This window comes from Kitasatospora sp. Ki12, assembly GCF_054601375.1.
In genome coordinates this window covers 1258154-1272826 of record NZ_BAAIHT010000001.1, presented here as the reverse complement: position 1 = coordinate 1272826, position 14673 = coordinate 1258154, and the positions used below count along the sequence as shown (strand labels likewise).

The following is a 14673-nucleotide window of genomic DNA, read 5'->3' as shown; positions in this document are numbered from 1 at the left end:
GTGGGGGCTGGTGGGGTGGGGGCGGCGCGGTGAGGGTGGTGGTATGGATGCGGAGGGTGCCTGGCGGGTAGGGCAGTTGCGGCGGGCGGCGGTTGCGGCGCTGGTCGGGACGGCGATCGAGTTCTACGACTTCTTCATTTACGGCACGGCGGCCGCGTTGGTGTTCGGGCCGGTGTTCTTCCCGGGGCTGGGTGCGGTGGGGGCGTTGCTGGCGGCGTTCTCGGTGTACGCGGTGGCGTTCCTGGCCCGGCCGTTGGGGGCGGTGGTGTTCGGGCATTTCGGGGACCGGGTGGGGCGGAAGGCGACGCTGGTGGTGTCGCTGTTGCTGATGGGGTCGGCGACGGCGGCGGTGGGGGTGTTGCCGGGGTTCGTGGCCTGGGGGTGGTGGGCGCCGGCGGTGCTGGTGGCGTTGCGGGTGTGCCAGGGCGTCGGGTTGGGCGGGGAGTGGGGTGGCGCGGCGCTGCTGATCGCGGAGAACGCGCCGGCCGGGCGGCGGGGGCGGTACGGGGGTTTCCTGCAGTTGGGGCCGACGATCGGCTTCGTGCTGGCGAACGGGGTGTTCCTGGCGCTGCAACTCGGGCTGGACGAGCGGGCGTTCCGCGCGTGGGGGTGGCGGGTGCCGTTCGTGGCCTCGTTCGTGCTGGTGGTGGTGGGGCTGGTCGTGCGGTTGCGGGTCGAGGAGTCGCCGCTGTTCCGGTCGGCCGGGCGGGCGGGGCGGCCGCCGGTGGTGGAGGTGCTGCGTGAGCACTGGCGTCCGGTGCTGGCGGGCGGCGGGGCGATCACGGTGGGGTACGCGCTGTTCTATCTGACGACGACGTACGCGCTGGCGTACGCGACGTCGGGGCTGGGGGTGGCCAGCACGGTGGTGCTGTCGATGCTGCTGGTCGGCGCGGTGGGCATGGCCGTGACGGTGTGGCTGAGCGCCTCGTACAGCGACCGGTGGGGGCGGCGGCGGACGCTGCGGTGGGCGACGGGTCTGGCGGCGGGCTGGTCGCTGGTGCTGTTCCCGTTGCTGGAGACGGTGAGCCGGGCGCTGATGTTCGTCGCGCTGGCGGGGGCGATGGTGGTGCTGGGCTGCATGTTCGGGCCGGTGGCGGCGTTCCTGCCGGAGCTGTTCCCGACCCGGGTGCGGTACACGGGTGCCGCGTTGACGTACAACCTGGGTGGGGTGATCGGCGGGGCGACGACGCCGTTGGTGGCGACGCGGCTGACCGAGGCGTACGGGACGGCGCAGCCGGTGGGTTGGTACCTGGCGGGGCTGGGTGTGCTGGCCCTGGGGTGTCTGCGGCTGCTGCCGGAGACGACCGGCGCCGAGCTCGGGGCGGTGGACGGCGGACGCCGCCGGGCGCCCCTGCTGGGGGCGGATCCGGCGGCGTAGGGCGCCCGGGCGGGAAGGGAAGCAGGCGACAGGGCGCGGGCAGGGCGCAGAGGCAGGCCGGTCAGCCGGCCAGGGCGGCGCGGCCGGCCAGCACGACGGCGGTGTGCCGGGCGACGCGCCCGCCGAGGTGCTCGGCGGTCGCGATGTCGGCCTTGTGGACGGCGTCCGGGCCGGCGTCGGAGGGGGAGGAGGCGGCGGCGCCGCTGAAGAAGCCGAGGCGGTTGAGGTCGTCCTCGGAGGCGGTGGTGGCGTTCCAGCCGGGCTTGAGGCCGAGGTTGACCCAGTTCATGCCGTGCTGGGCGGCGAGGGTCTGGAAGTAGCCGAGGGTGCCGGCCTTGTCGCCGCTCTTGGAAGCGGAGTTGGTGAAGCCGGCCGCGACCTTGTCCTTCCAGGCGTCGGTGAACCAGCGCTTGCTGCTGGCCTCGGCGAAGACGTGGAAGGCGCCGGAGGCGGTGCCCATGTAGGTGGGGGAGCCGAAGACGATCGCGTCGGCGGCGTCCAGCTGGGCCCACTGCTCCTCGGTGATGGTGTCGACGGCGATGGTGACGACCTCGGCGCCCGCGGCGGCGGCCCCGCGGGCGACGGCCTCGGCGATCACGGCGGTGTGGCCGTAGCCGGAGTGGTAGGCGAGGGCGACGGTGGGGCGGGTGGCGGTCATCGGGGCACTCCTGGGGAAGGGGGACGGGCGGGAGCCGGCACGAGGGCACGCACCAGGACGTAGTGGACGGACCGGGGGCAGGACGCGCGGTGGCGGCCCCGGTCCGTCTACGGTCTCCAATATAGACCAGGTCTCCATTGGTTACCAAGGATGGATTGGAGACCAGGGGCTACCCTGGACGACATGACGACCGAGGAAGCTGCCCCCGCCCGGGCCGGGCAGTGCGAGGACCGACCGGCGGGCGACGGAGCGGCGGAGCAGGGGTACGACGTCTTCGCCCAGGTCTGCCCCAGCCGCGCGGTGTTCGCCGAGCTGGCGGACAAGTGGTCGCTGCTGATCCTGATGAGCCTGGTGGCCTGCGGGCCGCAGCGCTTCTCCGAGCTCCAGCGCGGGATCGGCGGGGTCAGCCGCAAGATGCTCACCCAGTCGCTGCGCAACCTGGAGCGCAGCGGCCTGCTGCTCCGCACGGTCTACCCGGAGACGCCGCCGCGGGTGGTCTACGACCTGCTGCCGCTCGGCCGCGAGCTGGCCGAGTTGGTCACGCCGCTCGGCCGGTGGACCGAGCACCGGGCCGACCGGATGCTGGCGGCCCGCGAGGAGTTCGACGCCGCGCACGCCGCGCACGCCGGGGAGTGAGCTCCCGGGAGAGGCGCGGACGGCCCGGTGCGGAGCCGATTTCCCTTCCGGGCCGACGGCCGTGTAATGTCTTCCTTGTTCGACCGGCCCGGTGAAAACCCGGCAAGCCCCTATAGCTCAGTCGGTAGAGCGTCTCCATGGTAAGGAGAAGGTCTGCGGTTCGATTCCGCATGGGGGCTCAACTGGAAGACCCCCGCCTCGTGGCGGGGGTCTTTCGCGTTTCCGCCGATCACCGCCGGCACGGGCTGGCGGGTCGGGTACGGAATGCGCTGTGATGGTGCGTCACCGGCCGACCGCCCTAGGGGTGCGGGCGCGAGCCGGACCCCGACCGGGAGGGCGTCATGGGCGTTCGACTCGTGGTGGTGGACGACCACCGGCTGTTGGCCGAGGCCCTGGCCACCGCGCTCCAGCTGCGCGGCCACCGGGTGCTCGCGGTCGGCTCCCCGGCGGCCGTCGCCGCCGATCTGGTGGCCGGGCGCCGGCCCGAGGTGTGTCTGCTGGGCGTGGCCGCACCGGGGGAGTCGGGGGCCTTCGACGGGCTGCGCCGGATCCGCCGCGAACGTCCCGAGGTGGCCGTGATCGTGCTCGGGCCGGTGGGTGAACTGCGCGGTGTGGCCGGGGCGTTCGCGGCCGGAGCGGCGGGTTACGTGCCCAGCGACGAGCGCATCGAGGTGGTCGAGCGGGCCATCGGGCGGGCCCGGGCGGGCGAGGCCGCGGTCGCGGTGGACATCCTGCGCGGCGCCTTCGACCAACTGCTGCGCCCGGCACCCGAACCGGACGACGAGGCGGTGCGGCTGCTGCGGCTGCTGACCCGCCGTGAGGTGCAGGTACTGGCCCGGATCGCGGACGGCGAGGACACCGCCGCGATCGCCGCCGGGATGCGGATCGCGGCCAGCACCGCCCGGACGCACGTCCAGCGGGTGCTGATGAAGCTCGGCGCGCGGACCCGGTTGGAGGCGGCCGCGGTGGCGGCGCGCACAGGTCTGCTGGAGCGGATGGCCGGCGGCTGAGGGCGCCCGCGGCAGGCCGCCGGCGGAGCGGCCCGGTGCGGCCGCTCGGCGGAACGGCACGCGGGCCGGGATGTCCGGGGGCTGAGGAGTTGGTGAAAAGCCCGCGCACGGCCCCCGTGTGGTCCGGAGCACTCCGGCGGATTGGGAGAATGGCCGCAGTCGTACGCATTCCGTCGATGGCATCCGCCGACCGCGCGGACCATCGCCCGCTGGAGGTCTCAACATGAGTAAGTACCTGGTAACGGGTGGCGCCGGCTACGTCGGCAGCGTGGTGGCCGCCCACCTGCTGGAGGCGGGGCACCAGGTGACCGTCCTGGACGACCTCTCGACGGGCTTCCGCGAGGGCGTGCCGGCCGGCGCCGAGTTCGTCGAGGGCCGGATCCAGGAGGCCGGCCGGGTGCTGGACGGCTCCTTCGACGGCGTGCTGCACTTCGCCGCCTCCTCGCAGGTCGGCGAGTCGGTCGTGGACCCGGAGAAGTACTGGCGCAACAACGTGGCCGGCTCGCTGGAGCTGATCAGCGCGATGCGCGAGGCGGGCGTGCGCAAGCTCGTCTTCTCCTCGACCGCCGCCACCTACGGCGAGCCGGAGGCCGTGCCGATCGCCGAGACCGCCCGCACCGCGCCGACCAACACCTACGGCGCCACCAAGCTCGCGGTGGACCACCTGATCACCAGCGAGGCCGTCGCGCACGGCCTGGCCGCCGTCTCGCTGCGCTACTTCAACGTGGCCGGCGCGTACGGCGCGTACGGCGAGCGGCACGACCCCGAGTCGCACCTGATCCCGCTGGTCTTCCAGGCCGCGCTCGGGCAGCGCCCGCACATCGCGGTGTACGGCGACGACTACCCGACCCCGGACGGCACCTGCATCCGCGACTACATCCACGTCGCGGACCTGGCCGATGCCCACCTGCTGGCGCTGGACGCCGCCAAGCCGGGCGAGCACCTGATCTGCAACCTGGGCAACGGCAGCGGCTTCTCGGTGCGCGAGGTGATCGAGTCGGTCAAGCGCGTCACCGGCAAGGAGATCCCGGTGCGGGTGGAGGGCCGCCGGGCCGGCGACCCGGCGGTGCTGGTGGCCTCGGCCGCCCGTGCCCACGAGGCGCTCGGCTGGACCCCGCGCCGCCCGAGCCTGGACGACATCGTCGCCGACGCCTGGAAGTTCACCCTGGAGAAGAACGGCCGCTAGGCCCGCAGGTCACGGCGGCCGGACATCGCAGACGCCGCTCCCGGACGCCGCTCCGGGAGCGGCGTCCGCGTCCGGCGTCCGGACCGTCGGAGCACCGGCCGGTGGGCAAACCCCGCCACTCACGCACCTTCTGACGAAACTTCACCAAATCGCCACGAGGGCCTTTCCCGACCCCGTACGCTGAGATCGGTACCGGTTGGGGGGCCGGCGCCCTTTCGACCTCACCGGCCACCGGTGGGCGGGCGGATCGGCAGGCCGGAACGCGGACGCCGGACCGGTCCCCGCTCCCGGGCTCGGGCGGTCTGAGCAGGGGGAGGGACGATGGGGCGGATTCGCGTCCTGGTGGTCGACGACCACCGGATCTTCGCCGAGGCACTGGCCGCGGCGCTCGCCGCCGAGCCCGACGTGGAGGTGGGCGCGGCCGGCAGCGCGGCGGCGGCCGAGCGGGCGATGGAGCGCGCCGCCACCGAGGGCCGGCCCTACGACGTGGCGCTGATCGACGCCGACCTCGGGGCCGGCGGCGCCCTCGGTCCGCCGGGGGCGGCTCCACCGACGGTGCGCAGACGGCCCGGTACGGAATCCGTCGAGGAGGTCCGGCGCCGGGCGGTCCCGCCCCTGCCGCCGCCGCGCCGGCCGGCCGTACCGCCCGGGGTGCCGTCCGCGGTGCCGGGTGTGCCGCCGGTCGGCGCCCGCCCGGACCCGGTCCGGGTCGATCAGCTCAGAACCACCGCCCCACCGCCCGACGGCATCACCCTGTTGGCCCGGCTCCGCCGGGCGCACCCCGGGCTCCGCGCCGTCGTCCTGGCCACCGCCGACGATCCGCACCGCGCCGCCCGCGCCCTGCACGCGGGTGCCACCGGCTGGGTGGCGAAGGAGAGTTCACTGGCCCGGCTGCTCGCGGTGGTCCGGGGGGTGCTGCGGGACGAGACGCACCTGCCGCCCGCGCTGCTCACCGGGGTGATCCGCGAACTCACCACCGCCCGCCGGGACCGCACCGAGAGCGAGCGGCTGGTGGACACCCTCACGCCGCGGGAGAAGCAGATCCTGCGCTGCATGGTCGCGGGCCTGGGGCGCCAGGCCGTCGCGGAGCGGCTCTACCTGTCGCCGCACACCGTCCGGACGCACATGCAGAACGTGCTCGGCAAGCTGGGGGTGCACTCCACGCTGGCCGCCGTCGCGGTCGCCCGCCGGGCCGGGGTCAGCCCCGCCGAGCCGTCCGTGCCACCGCCGCCGTCCGTGGCGGCCACCGTCGAGAGGCCGTGACGAAGGGCTCGGGCCGGCTGTGGTCGCGGGTCAGCCCGGGATGTTGTCGAACGGGGCGACCAGCTGCCGCAGCAGCGCGGCGAGTTCGGTCTGCTGGCCGGAGGTGAGCTGGGCGAGCAGTTCGCGCTCGTGCGCGAGCAGTCCGGCGAGTGCCTGGTCGGCGCGGTCGCGGCCGTCGTCGGTGAGCCGGACCAGCACGCCGCGCCGGTCGTCCGGGTCGGGCAGCCGCTTGACCAGGCCCTTGCCGGTCAGCCGGTCGATCCGGTTGGTCATGGTGCCGGAGGTGACCAGGGTCTGGGTGAGCAGCTGGCCGGGGGAGAGCTGGTACGGGGAGCCGGCCCGCCGCAGGGCGGTCAGGACGTCGAACTCCCAGGGCTCCAGGCCGTGCTCGGCGAAGGCGGTGCGGCGGGCGCGGTCCAGGTGCCGGGCGAGCCGGCTGACCCGGCTGAGCACCTCGAGCGGCTCCACGTCGAGGTCGGGGCGCTCCCGGCGCCACGCTGCGACCAGCCTGTCGACCTCGTCCTCCATGACGATCAGTGTATCGGTGGATGTGTCGATGTGAAGTCTCTTGACATCGAGAAATGTGCCAGCGAGGCTACATCGAGATATCTTGATGTCGAGATACCTGCGAGGTGAACCATGACCACCCCCGTCTGGGACCCGGAGCAGTACCTGCGCTTCGCCGACGAACGCACCCGCCCGCTGCGCGACCTGCTCGCCCGCGTCCCCTCCCTCCCGCACCCCGGCGAGGAGTCGATCCTCGACATCGGCTGCGGCCCCGGGAACTCCACCGCCGTCCTCCGCGAACGCTGGCCGCACGCCCGCCTCACCGGCGTCGACAACTCCGCCCCGATGCTCGCCACCGCCCGTACCGAGGGCGAACCCACCGCCGACTACCTGCTCGCCGACGCCCGCGACTACGACCCCGCGCCGGCCCGGCCGGACCTCGTCGTCTCCAACGCCACCCTGCAGTGGATCGACGGCCACCTCGGTCTCCTGCCGCGCTGGGCCGCCGCCCTGCGCCCCGGTGGTGCCGTCGCCTTCCAGGTCCCCGGCAACTTCGACGCCCCCAGCCACACCCTGCTCGCCGACCTGCGCCGCGGCCCGCGCTGGCGCGCCCTGCTCGGCGACGACCCGGTCCGCGCCGGCGTCCACCCGCCCGAGCGCTACCTCGACGCCCTGGCCGCCGCCGGCTGCGAGCCGGACGTCTGGGAGACCACCTACCTCACCCCGCTGCCGGGATCGGACCCGGTTCTGGAGTGGGTCAAGGGCACCGCGCTGCGCCCCGTCCTGACCCGGCTCGCCGACCCGGAGGACCGGGCCGCCTTCCTCGCCGAGTACGGGCGGCTGCTGCGCGAGGCCTACCCGGCCGGGCCGTCCGGGACGGTCTTCCCGTTCCGGCGGATCTTCGCGGTGGGGGTCAAGCGGTAGGCGGGATCGAGCGGTAGGTAGTAGGGGTCGAGCGGTACGCGGGGGCCAGGCAGTTGGGCCGGGCCTCAGCCCGTGCGGTCGCCGACCAGCCGCGGGTGCCGCTCCAGGCCCTCCAGCCCGTGCCAGGCGAGGTTCACCAGGTGCGCCGCCACCGTCGCCTTGTCCGGCTTGCGGACCTCCAGCCACCACTGGCCGGTCAGCGCGACCATCCCGACCAGCATCTGCGAGTACATCGGGGCCAGCCGCGCGTCGAAGCCGCGGGACTTGAACTCCAGGCCCAGGATGTCCTCCACCTGCGTCGCGATGTCGCTGATCAGCGAGGCGAAGGTGCCGGTCGACTGGGCCACCGGGGAGTCCCGCACCAGGATCCGGAAGCCGTCCGTCGAGGTGTCGATGTAGTCCATCAGTGCGAAGGCCGCCTGCTCCAGCAGCTCGCGCGAGTGCCCGCCGGTCAGCGCCCCCGTCACCATGTCCAGCAGCAGCTGCATCTCGCGGTCCACCACCACCGCGTAGAGCCCCTCCTTGCCGCCGAAGTGCTCGTACACGACGGGCTTCGACACCCCGGCGCGCTCGGCGATCTCCTCCACCGAGGTGCCGTCGTAGCCGCGCTCGGCGAAGACCGTCCGGCCGATCTCCAGCAGCTGCTCGCGCCGCTGCTTGCCGGTCATCCGGACCCGGCCGCCCCGGCGGCGCGGGGCGGCGGCACCCCGCTCCGCGGCCCCCTCGGCGGCCCCGCCCGTCGGTGCAGCGGCCCGCGGACGGGCCGGCGCCTTGGCGGGGGCCGCGTCCGTCCGCGTGCTCTGGTGACCGCCTGTGCTGTCTGCGCTGCTCCCGTTCACCCCTACATCATGCTGGAAGCGACGCCTCATGCGGCGCGGCGGGCGGCGATCCGCTGCGCGTCCGGCCAGCGGACGTCCCGGACCCAGCCGGCCAGCTCGAACCAGCGGATCAGCCGGGCGGAGGAGTCGATCTGTCCGCGGAGCACCCCGTGCCGGGCCGCGGTCGGGTCGGCGTGGTGCAGGTTGTGCCAGGACTCGCCGCAGGAGAGCACCGCGAGCCACCAGACGTTGCCGGAGCGGTCCCGGGAGCGGAACGGGCGGCGGCCGACGGCGTGGCAGATCGAGTTGATCGACCAGGTGACGTGGTGCAGCAGCGCCACCCGGACCAGCGAACCCCAGAAGAAGGCGGAGAGCGCACCCGTCCAGGAGAGCGTCACCAGGCCGCCGACCAGCGGCGGGATCAGCAGCGAGATCAGGGTCCAGAGCCAGAAAAGCCGGGAGATCCGCCTTATGGCCGGGTCGCGGACGAGGTCCGGGGCGTACTTGAGCTGCGGGGTCTGCTCCTCGTCGAACATCCAGCCCATGTGCGCCCACCACAGGCCCTTCATCAGCGCCGGGAGGCTCTCCCCGTAGCGCCAGGGCGAGTGCGGGTCGCCGTCCTTGTCGCTGAACCGGTGGTGCTTGCGGTGGTCGGCCACCCAGCGCACCAGCGGGCCCTCGACCGCGAGGCTGCCGACGACCGCCAGGGCGAGGTGCATCGGGCGGGAGGCCTTGAACGCGCCGTGGGTGAAGTAGCGGTGGTAGCCGATGGTGATGCCGTGACAGGTGAGGAAGTACATGCCGACGGCGATCGCGAGGTCCGTCCATCCCAGGCCCCAGCCCCAGGCCACCGGCACGGCGGCCAGCAGCGCGGCGAACGGCACGAGGATGAACAGGCCGAGCGCGATCCGCTCGGCCAGGCCCTGCTTCTCCCCGCCACGGGTGGCGGACAGCTGGGTGGCTGCGGAGTCGGGGTCGGGGTCGGGGGACGAGGTGCCGGACGCGGTGGTCCCCGCGTTCGCCTCGCCGGCCTGGATGGTCATGGGAGTGTCCTCTGCGGCGTCCCGGAACGGGAGAAGCGGAGCCTACGTCGGCGTAACCTACGGCATCGTAGGTTGCGCTCCGCGTCGAGGGGAACACATCGCAGCGCGGCGCTTGAGTGAATTCACCCGACTGGATGGATGAACCCGGGACCGGGTGGTTCGGCCGTCCGGCGGCGGATCGGAGCCTCGCGGATCGGTGCAAGTCGATACCCACGGCGGGGTCCGCTCGGGTAGGGTCTGACACGACTGTCCGCCGTGGTGTAATGGCAGCACAGGGCCCTTTGGAGGCCTTTGTCTGGGTTCGAATCCTAGCGGCGGAGCCTCTGCGCGCCTCCGGTCCGGGCGTCTTCCCCCCGCGCCGGTATTGTCGGTGCTGCTCGGCGGACTGTGTGTATGGCGACCGGCCTGGGTCCCGGCCGGGTCCGCTCTGCCCTCTCTGTGAACCTACCGAGGAGCCTCCCCGCATGGGTGCCAATTCGCTTGCCGCCGTTGTCGTGCTCGCCGCCGGTGGCGGGACCCGGATGAAGTCGAACAAGCTGCCCAAGGTGCTGCACGAGGTGTGCGGGCGGTCGCTGGTCGGCCACGCGGTGGCCGCGGCCGGGGAGCTGACGCCGGAGCAGCTCGTGGTGGTCGTCGGGCACCAGCGCGAGCAGGTGCAGGAGCACCTCGCGGCGCACTACCCCGCGGTGCGCACGGCCGTGCAGGAGGAGCAGAACGGCACCGGGCACGCGGTGCGGACGGCGCTGGAGGCGCTGGCCGCGGACGGCGTGCGGCTGGCCGGCACGGTCATCGTCACCGCCGGTGACTCGCCGCTGCTGACCGGGGCGACCCTGAACCGGCTGGCGGACGCCCACACGGCCCAGCGCAACGGGGTCACCGTGCTGACCGCCGTCGTGCCGGAGCCCTTCGGCTACGGCCGGATCGTGCGCGACGAGGACGGCACCGTCGCCTCGATCGTCGAGGAGCGGGACGCCGACGACACCCAGCGCGCGATCGCCGAGATCAACTCGGGCGTCTTCGCCTTCGACGCCGAGCTGCTGGCCGAGGCGCTGTCCGAGCTCACCACGGACAACTCGCAGGGCGAGGAGTACCTGACCGACACCCTGGCGATCCTGCGCAAGGCGGGTCACCGGGTCGGCGCCGTGGTCGCCGAGGACCACCGGGACATCCTGGGCATCAACGACCGGGTCCAGCTGTCGCAGGCCCGCCGGCTGCTGAACGACCGCCTGCTGGAGCGCGCGATGCGCGGCGGCGTCACCGTGGTGGACCCGGCGACCACCTGGTTCGACGTGCAGGTGACCTTCGAGCCGGACGCCGTGGTGCTGCCCAACACGCAGCTGCAGGGCGCCACCCACCTGGGCGAGGGCTGCGAGGTCGGCCCGAACTCGACCCTGAAGGACAGCTCGGTCGGCGCCGGTGCCCGTGTGAGCAACACCACGGCCGACCGCGCCGAGGTGGGCGAGCTGGCCTCCGTGGGCCCGTACGCCTACCTGCGGCCGGGTGCGAAGCTGGCCCGCAAGGCGAAGGTCGGCACCTACGTCGAGGTCAAGAACTCCGAGCTGGGCGAGGGTGCCAAGGTGCCGCACCTCTCCTACATCGGTGACGCCACGATCGGCGAGGGCACCAACGTCGGCGCGGCCTCGGTCACCGTGAACTACGACGGTGTGAACAAGCACCGCACGGTCATCGGCGCGCACTGCCGCACCGGTTCGGACAACATGTTCATCGCCCCGGTCACCATCGGTGACGGCGCCTACACCGGCGCGGGCTCGGTCATCACCACCGACGTCCCGGCGGGCGCGCTCGGCGTGAACCGCGCGCAGCAGCGCAACATCGAGGGCTGGGTGGAGCGCAAGCGCCCCGGCACGGTGTCGGCGCAGGCCGCGAAGGCCGCGGCCGAGGGCGCCCCGGAGGCCTGACGCGCCGGACGGCGGACCGAGGGCCGGTCCCGGGGCGGACGGTTTCTGCGCGGGCGCGTAACCTTGGGGACATACGTGCGCCACTGGGCTTACCGCCCGTGTCCAGGCGTACCGACATTCCCCCGACCCCGTACCGCGCGTGGGCCTCGCCTGCCCGCACAGGGTCGAGGGTTCAGCGTCCGCAACGCGAGGAGACGGTGCAGTGAGCGGGATCACGACGTCGGGCGAGAAGAAGCTGAAGCTCTTCTCCGGCCGTGCCCACCCGGAGCTGGCGAAGGAGGTGGCCGAGGCCCTCGGGACCGAGCTCGTCCCGACCAAGGCCCTGGACTTCGCCAACGGCGAGATCTACGTCCGCTTCCTGGACTCCGCCCGTGGTGCGGACTGCTTCGTGATGCAGAGCCACACGGCTCCCATCAACCAGTGGATCATGGAGCAGCTGATCATGATCGATGCTCTGAAGCGGGCCTCCGCCCGGAGCATCACCGCGATCCTGCCGTTCTACGGGTACGCCCGCCAGGACAAGAAGCACCTCGGCCGCGAGCCCATCTCGGCCCGCCTGGTCGCCGACCTGCTGCGCCAGGCCGGCGCCGACCGGCTGATGGCCGTGGACCTGCACACCGCGCAGATCCAGGGCTTCTTCGACGGCCCGGTGGACCACCTCTTCGCGCTGCCGCTGCTGGCCGACTACATCGGCGAGAAGGTGGACCGCAGCAAGCTGACCGTCGTCTCGCCGGACGCCGGCCGGGTCAAGGTGGCCGACCAGTGGTGCGACCGCCTGGACGCCCCGCTGGCGATCATCCACAAGCGCCGTGACATGACGCAGGCCAACACCATCCTGTCGGCCGACGTCGTCGGTGACGTCAAGGGCCGGGTCTGCGTCCTGGTCGACGACATGATCGACACCGCCGGCACCATCTGTGCCGCGGCCGACGCGCTGTTCGACAACGGCGCCGCGGATGTCCTGGTGGCGGCCACCCACGGGGTGCTCTCCGGCCCGGCCGCGGACCGGCTGAAGAACTCCCGGGTCAGCGAGTTCGTGTTCACCAACACGCTGCCCACCCCGGCCTCGCTCCAGCTGGACAAGATCACCACGCTGTCCATCGCCCCGTCGATCGCCGCCGCGATCCGCGAGGTGTTCGAGGAGGGCTCGGTCACGAGCCTCTTCGAGGGCGTGCACTGACGAAGCCCGCGCAGGCGGCCCCGGTCCCCGATGGGGCCGGGGCCGCCGCCGATTTCGCGGGAGGCCGCGCATGCGGTTAGACTCGTGAAACTGCTCGGCGAGGGATGCCGTGCGCCTGCTCGACGGGCGCCCGCGTCCGTGATCGACGCGCTGCCGGTGCCGGATCCCCGTCCGCCGGCAGGCCGTTGCCGCCGAGTGACCCCCGAACGTACTGAGGGTGTGGTCCCGGCGGTTTTTCGCGTTGCCTGCACCCCCGCGCCATCTTCCACGAGGAGTGCAGTCGTGTCCGAGATCCGTATTGCCGCTGAGACCCGCACCGAGTTCGGCAAGGGTGCCGCCCGTCGCGCCCGCCGCGCCGGCTTCGTCCCGGGTGTCGTCTACGGCCACGGCCACGCCCCGGTTCACCTGAACCTGCCCGGCCACGACCTGATGATGGCCCTGAAGACCCCGAACGCCCTGCTGGTCGTCCCGATCGAGGGCAAGGACGAGTACGTCCTGCCGAAGGCCGTCCAGCGCGAGGCCATCAAGCGCTCCATCGAGCACGTCGACCTGCTGCTGGTCAAGCGCGGCGAGAAGGTCACCGTCGAGATCCCGGTCCACACCGAGGGCGAGCTGGCCCCCGGCGGCAACCTGCTCGAGCACGTGCTGAACGCCCTGCCGATCGAGGCCGAGGCCACCCACCTGCCCGAGTCCGTCACCGTCTCGGTCGAGGGCCTGGAGGCCGGCGCCTCCATCCACGCCAAGGACATCGCCCTGCCGGCCGGCGTCACCCTGGCCGTCGAGGCCGACGCCGTCGTGCTGCAGGTCATCGGCGCCCAGGCCTCGCAGGCCGACGCCGACGCTGAGGCCGCCGAGGCCGAGGGCGCCGAGGCCTGAGCCTCGCGCACCGGCAGCTGAGAACGCTGTGTAGCTGAGACCGCTGCCCCGGTCGCTCCCGCTGGAGCGTCCGGGGCAGCGGTGCGTCCGGGACACGGCGCCTGAGGGGATGATGGCGTCGAGCGGTGAAGGCGAGGAGTGAGGGCACGATGGCGGACGAGTACGAGGGCCCCTGGCTGGTGGTCGGGCTGGGCAACCCGGGCGAGCAGTACGCCCGGAACCGGCACAACATCGGGTTCATGGTGGTGGACCTGCTGGCGCAGCGGATGGGCGCCAAGTTCAAGGCGCACAAGAGCCGGGCGCAGGTGGCCGAGGGACGGCTGGCGGGCAGGCGGGTGGTGCTGGCCAAGCCGATGTCCTTCATGAACCTCTCCGGCGGTCCGGTGACGGCGCTGCGCGACTTCTACAAGGCGCCGGCCGCCGCGCTGATCGCGGTCCACGACGAGCTGGACATCGACTACGCGGCCCTGCGGCTGAAGCTGGGCGGCGGGGACAACGGCCACAACGGGCTGAAGTCCATCACCAAGTCGCTGGGCCCGGACTACCACCGGGTGCGCTGCGGGATCGGCCGCCCGCCGGGCCGGATGGAGGTCGCGGACTTCGTGCTGAAGGACTTCTCCTCGACCGAGCGCAAGGAGCTGGACTGGTTCGTGGACCGTTCGGCCGACGCGGTGGAGGCGCTGCTGTCCGAGGGGCTGGAGCGGGCGCAGGGCACGTACAACTCCTGAACGCCCGTCAACACGGCGCGCCGGGTACGCAACAGTCGTACAACGCATGACCGGCCGGACCTGAATCCGCGTGAGAAGCCCGTGCGGAATCGGATAGCGTCGGCCGGGTACGCGAACGGGTCCTGGGGAGTTCTCGATGCGGAGATTGCGTCCGGTCCGCCGAATCCGGCGGATCCGGGTGGTCCGGCTGAAGCAGCTCGGACGGCGGGTCGGTACGGCCGGTGCGCTGGGGGCGGCCGGGGTGCTGCTGTCGGGCGGTGCGGTGGCGCACGCGGACCCGGTGGCCGAGCCCGGCTCGGCGGCCTCCCCGGATCCGGCGGCGGCGCAGTTCGCGCCGGTGCTCGGCGAGTCGATGGGCCCCGATGCGGGCCTGCTGGCGGTCGGCGGCGGCCTGGTGGTGGTGGCCGGCGGCGCGGCGCTCTGGCTGAAGCGCAAGCGCGCGGGCGAACCCGCGGAGTAGTGCCACGAGTCCTCAGGGGCCGGTGTCCACGACGGTGGGCGCCGGCCCCTTTTCGCGCCTTCGCGCGGCCGTGTCATCCGTTTCCGG

15 protein-coding genes and 2 tRNA genes are annotated in these 14673 nt (G+C 73.2%); 13 read left to right on the top strand and 4 right to left on the bottom strand.

The genetic code is table 11. The features are described from left to right. Positions 1 to 43: 43 nt before the first annotated feature. The gene (locus ACYP53_RS05380; protein ID WP_459646750.1) at positions 44 to 1378 is read left to right on the top strand and encodes an MFS transporter; all 1335 of its coding nucleotides are present in this window, start codon (positions 44 to 46) and stop codon (positions 1376 to 1378) included. A 61-nt stretch (positions 1379 to 1439) separates the two neighbouring features. Here ACYP53_RS05380 and ACYP53_RS05375 read toward each other — a convergent pair whose 3' ends face one another. Continuing rightward, entirely contained in the window at positions 1440 to 2036 is a 597-nt protein-coding gene (locus ACYP53_RS05375) for a flavodoxin family protein (RefSeq protein WP_189924947.1), read from the bottom strand. A 183-nt stretch (positions 2037 to 2219) separates the two neighbouring features. Between ACYP53_RS05375 and ACYP53_RS05370 the strand changes: the two genes are divergently transcribed. The 5 genes from ACYP53_RS05370 to ACYP53_RS05350 all read left to right on the top strand — a co-directional run bounded on the left by ACYP53_RS05370 (position 2220) and on the right by ACYP53_RS05350 (position 6131). Then, positions 2220 to 2672, top strand: a complete 453-nt coding sequence (locus ACYP53_RS05370; RefSeq protein ID WP_459646749.1) for a winged helix-turn-helix transcriptional regulator — start codon at positions 2220 to 2222, stop codon at positions 2670 to 2672. Between the two features lie 106 nt (positions 2673 to 2778). Next, positions 2779 to 2851 (top strand) — tRNA-Thr (locus tag ACYP53_RS05365). 162 nt (positions 2852 to 3013) lie between these two features. Further along, positions 3014 to 3682, top strand: coding sequence for a response regulator transcription factor (locus ACYP53_RS05360; RefSeq protein ID WP_189924952.1), 669 nt, complete (start codon positions 3014 to 3016; stop codon positions 3680 to 3682). Positions 3683 to 3905: 223 nt separating this feature from the next. Continuing rightward, positions 3906 to 4868, top strand: coding sequence for a UDP-glucose 4-epimerase GalE (gene galE / locus ACYP53_RS05355; protein ID WP_459646748.1), 963 nt, complete (start codon positions 3906 to 3908; stop codon positions 4866 to 4868). Between the two features lie 321 nt (positions 4869 to 5189). After that, complete coding sequence (locus tag ACYP53_RS05350; protein ID WP_459646747.1) at positions 5190 to 6131, top strand: LuxR C-terminal-related transcriptional regulator; 942 nt, start codon at positions 5190 to 5192, stop codon at positions 6129 to 6131. A 30-nt stretch (positions 6132 to 6161) separates the two neighbouring features. On the opposite strand, the gene ACYP53_RS05345 is transcribed toward ACYP53_RS05350, so the two are convergent. Further along, positions 6162 to 6659: a MarR family winged helix-turn-helix transcriptional regulator gene (locus tag ACYP53_RS05345; RefSeq protein WP_189924958.1), complete on the bottom strand. Its 498-nt coding sequence runs from the start codon at positions 6657 to 6659 to the stop codon at positions 6162 to 6164. A gap of 111 nt (positions 6660 to 6770) precedes the next feature. Here ACYP53_RS05345 and ACYP53_RS05340 point away from each other — a divergent pair, with 111 nt between their 5' ends. Further along, on the top strand, positions 6771 to 7562 hold the full coding sequence (locus ACYP53_RS05340) for a methyltransferase domain-containing protein (RefSeq protein ID WP_459646746.1): 792 nt from the start codon (positions 6771 to 6773) through the stop codon (positions 7560 to 7562). A gap of 65 nt (positions 7563 to 7627) precedes the next feature. Here ACYP53_RS05340 and ACYP53_RS05335 read toward each other — a convergent pair whose 3' ends face one another. Both ACYP53_RS05335 and ACYP53_RS05330 read right to left on the bottom strand, forming a co-directional pair. Continuing rightward, positions 7628 to 8401 carry a TetR/AcrR family transcriptional regulator gene (locus tag ACYP53_RS05335; RefSeq protein WP_189924962.1) on the bottom strand — a complete coding sequence of 258 codons (774 nt, stop codon included), beginning with the start codon at positions 8399 to 8401 and terminating at the stop codon, positions 7628 to 7630. A 26-nt stretch (positions 8402 to 8427) separates the two neighbouring features. Further along, a complete protein-coding gene (locus tag ACYP53_RS05330; RefSeq protein ID WP_459646745.1) occupies positions 8428 to 9423 on the bottom strand; it encodes an acyl-CoA desaturase in 996 nt (331 codons plus the stop codon). A gap of 249 nt (positions 9424 to 9672) precedes the next feature. Here ACYP53_RS05330 and ACYP53_RS05325 point away from each other — a divergent pair. From ACYP53_RS05325 to ACYP53_RS05300, 6 genes are all read left to right on the top strand, one after another. Beyond that, positions 9673 to 9743 (top strand) — tRNA-Gln (locus tag ACYP53_RS05325). Positions 9744 to 9887: 144 nt separating this feature from the next. Then, positions 9888 to 11342: a bifunctional UDP-N-acetylglucosamine diphosphorylase/glucosamine-1-phosphate N-acetyltransferase GlmU gene (gene glmU, locus ACYP53_RS05320; protein WP_459646744.1), complete on the top strand. Its 1455-nt coding sequence runs from the start codon at positions 9888 to 9890 to the stop codon at positions 11340 to 11342. A 202-nt stretch (positions 11343 to 11544) separates the two neighbouring features. Further along, positions 11545 to 12522, top strand: coding sequence for a ribose-phosphate diphosphokinase (locus ACYP53_RS05315; RefSeq protein ID WP_189924968.1), 978 nt, complete (start codon positions 11545 to 11547; stop codon positions 12520 to 12522). Positions 12523 to 12804: 282 nt separating this feature from the next. Continuing rightward, positions 12805 to 13398 carry a 50S ribosomal protein L25/general stress protein Ctc gene (locus tag ACYP53_RS05310; RefSeq protein WP_189924970.1) on the top strand — a complete coding sequence of 198 codons (594 nt, stop codon included), beginning with the start codon at positions 12805 to 12807 and terminating at the stop codon, positions 13396 to 13398. 149 nt (positions 13399 to 13547) lie between these two features. Beyond that, positions 13548 to 14126, top strand: a complete 579-nt coding sequence (gene pth / locus ACYP53_RS05305) for an aminoacyl-tRNA hydrolase (protein WP_189924972.1) — start codon at positions 13548 to 13550, stop codon at positions 14124 to 14126. 136 nt (positions 14127 to 14262) lie between these two features. Continuing rightward, positions 14263 to 14586 (top strand): hypothetical protein, encoded by a 324-nt coding sequence (locus ACYP53_RS05300; protein ID WP_459646743.1) that lies wholly within the window; start codon positions 14263 to 14265, stop codon positions 14584 to 14586. Positions 14587 to 14673 lie beyond the last annotated feature (87 nt).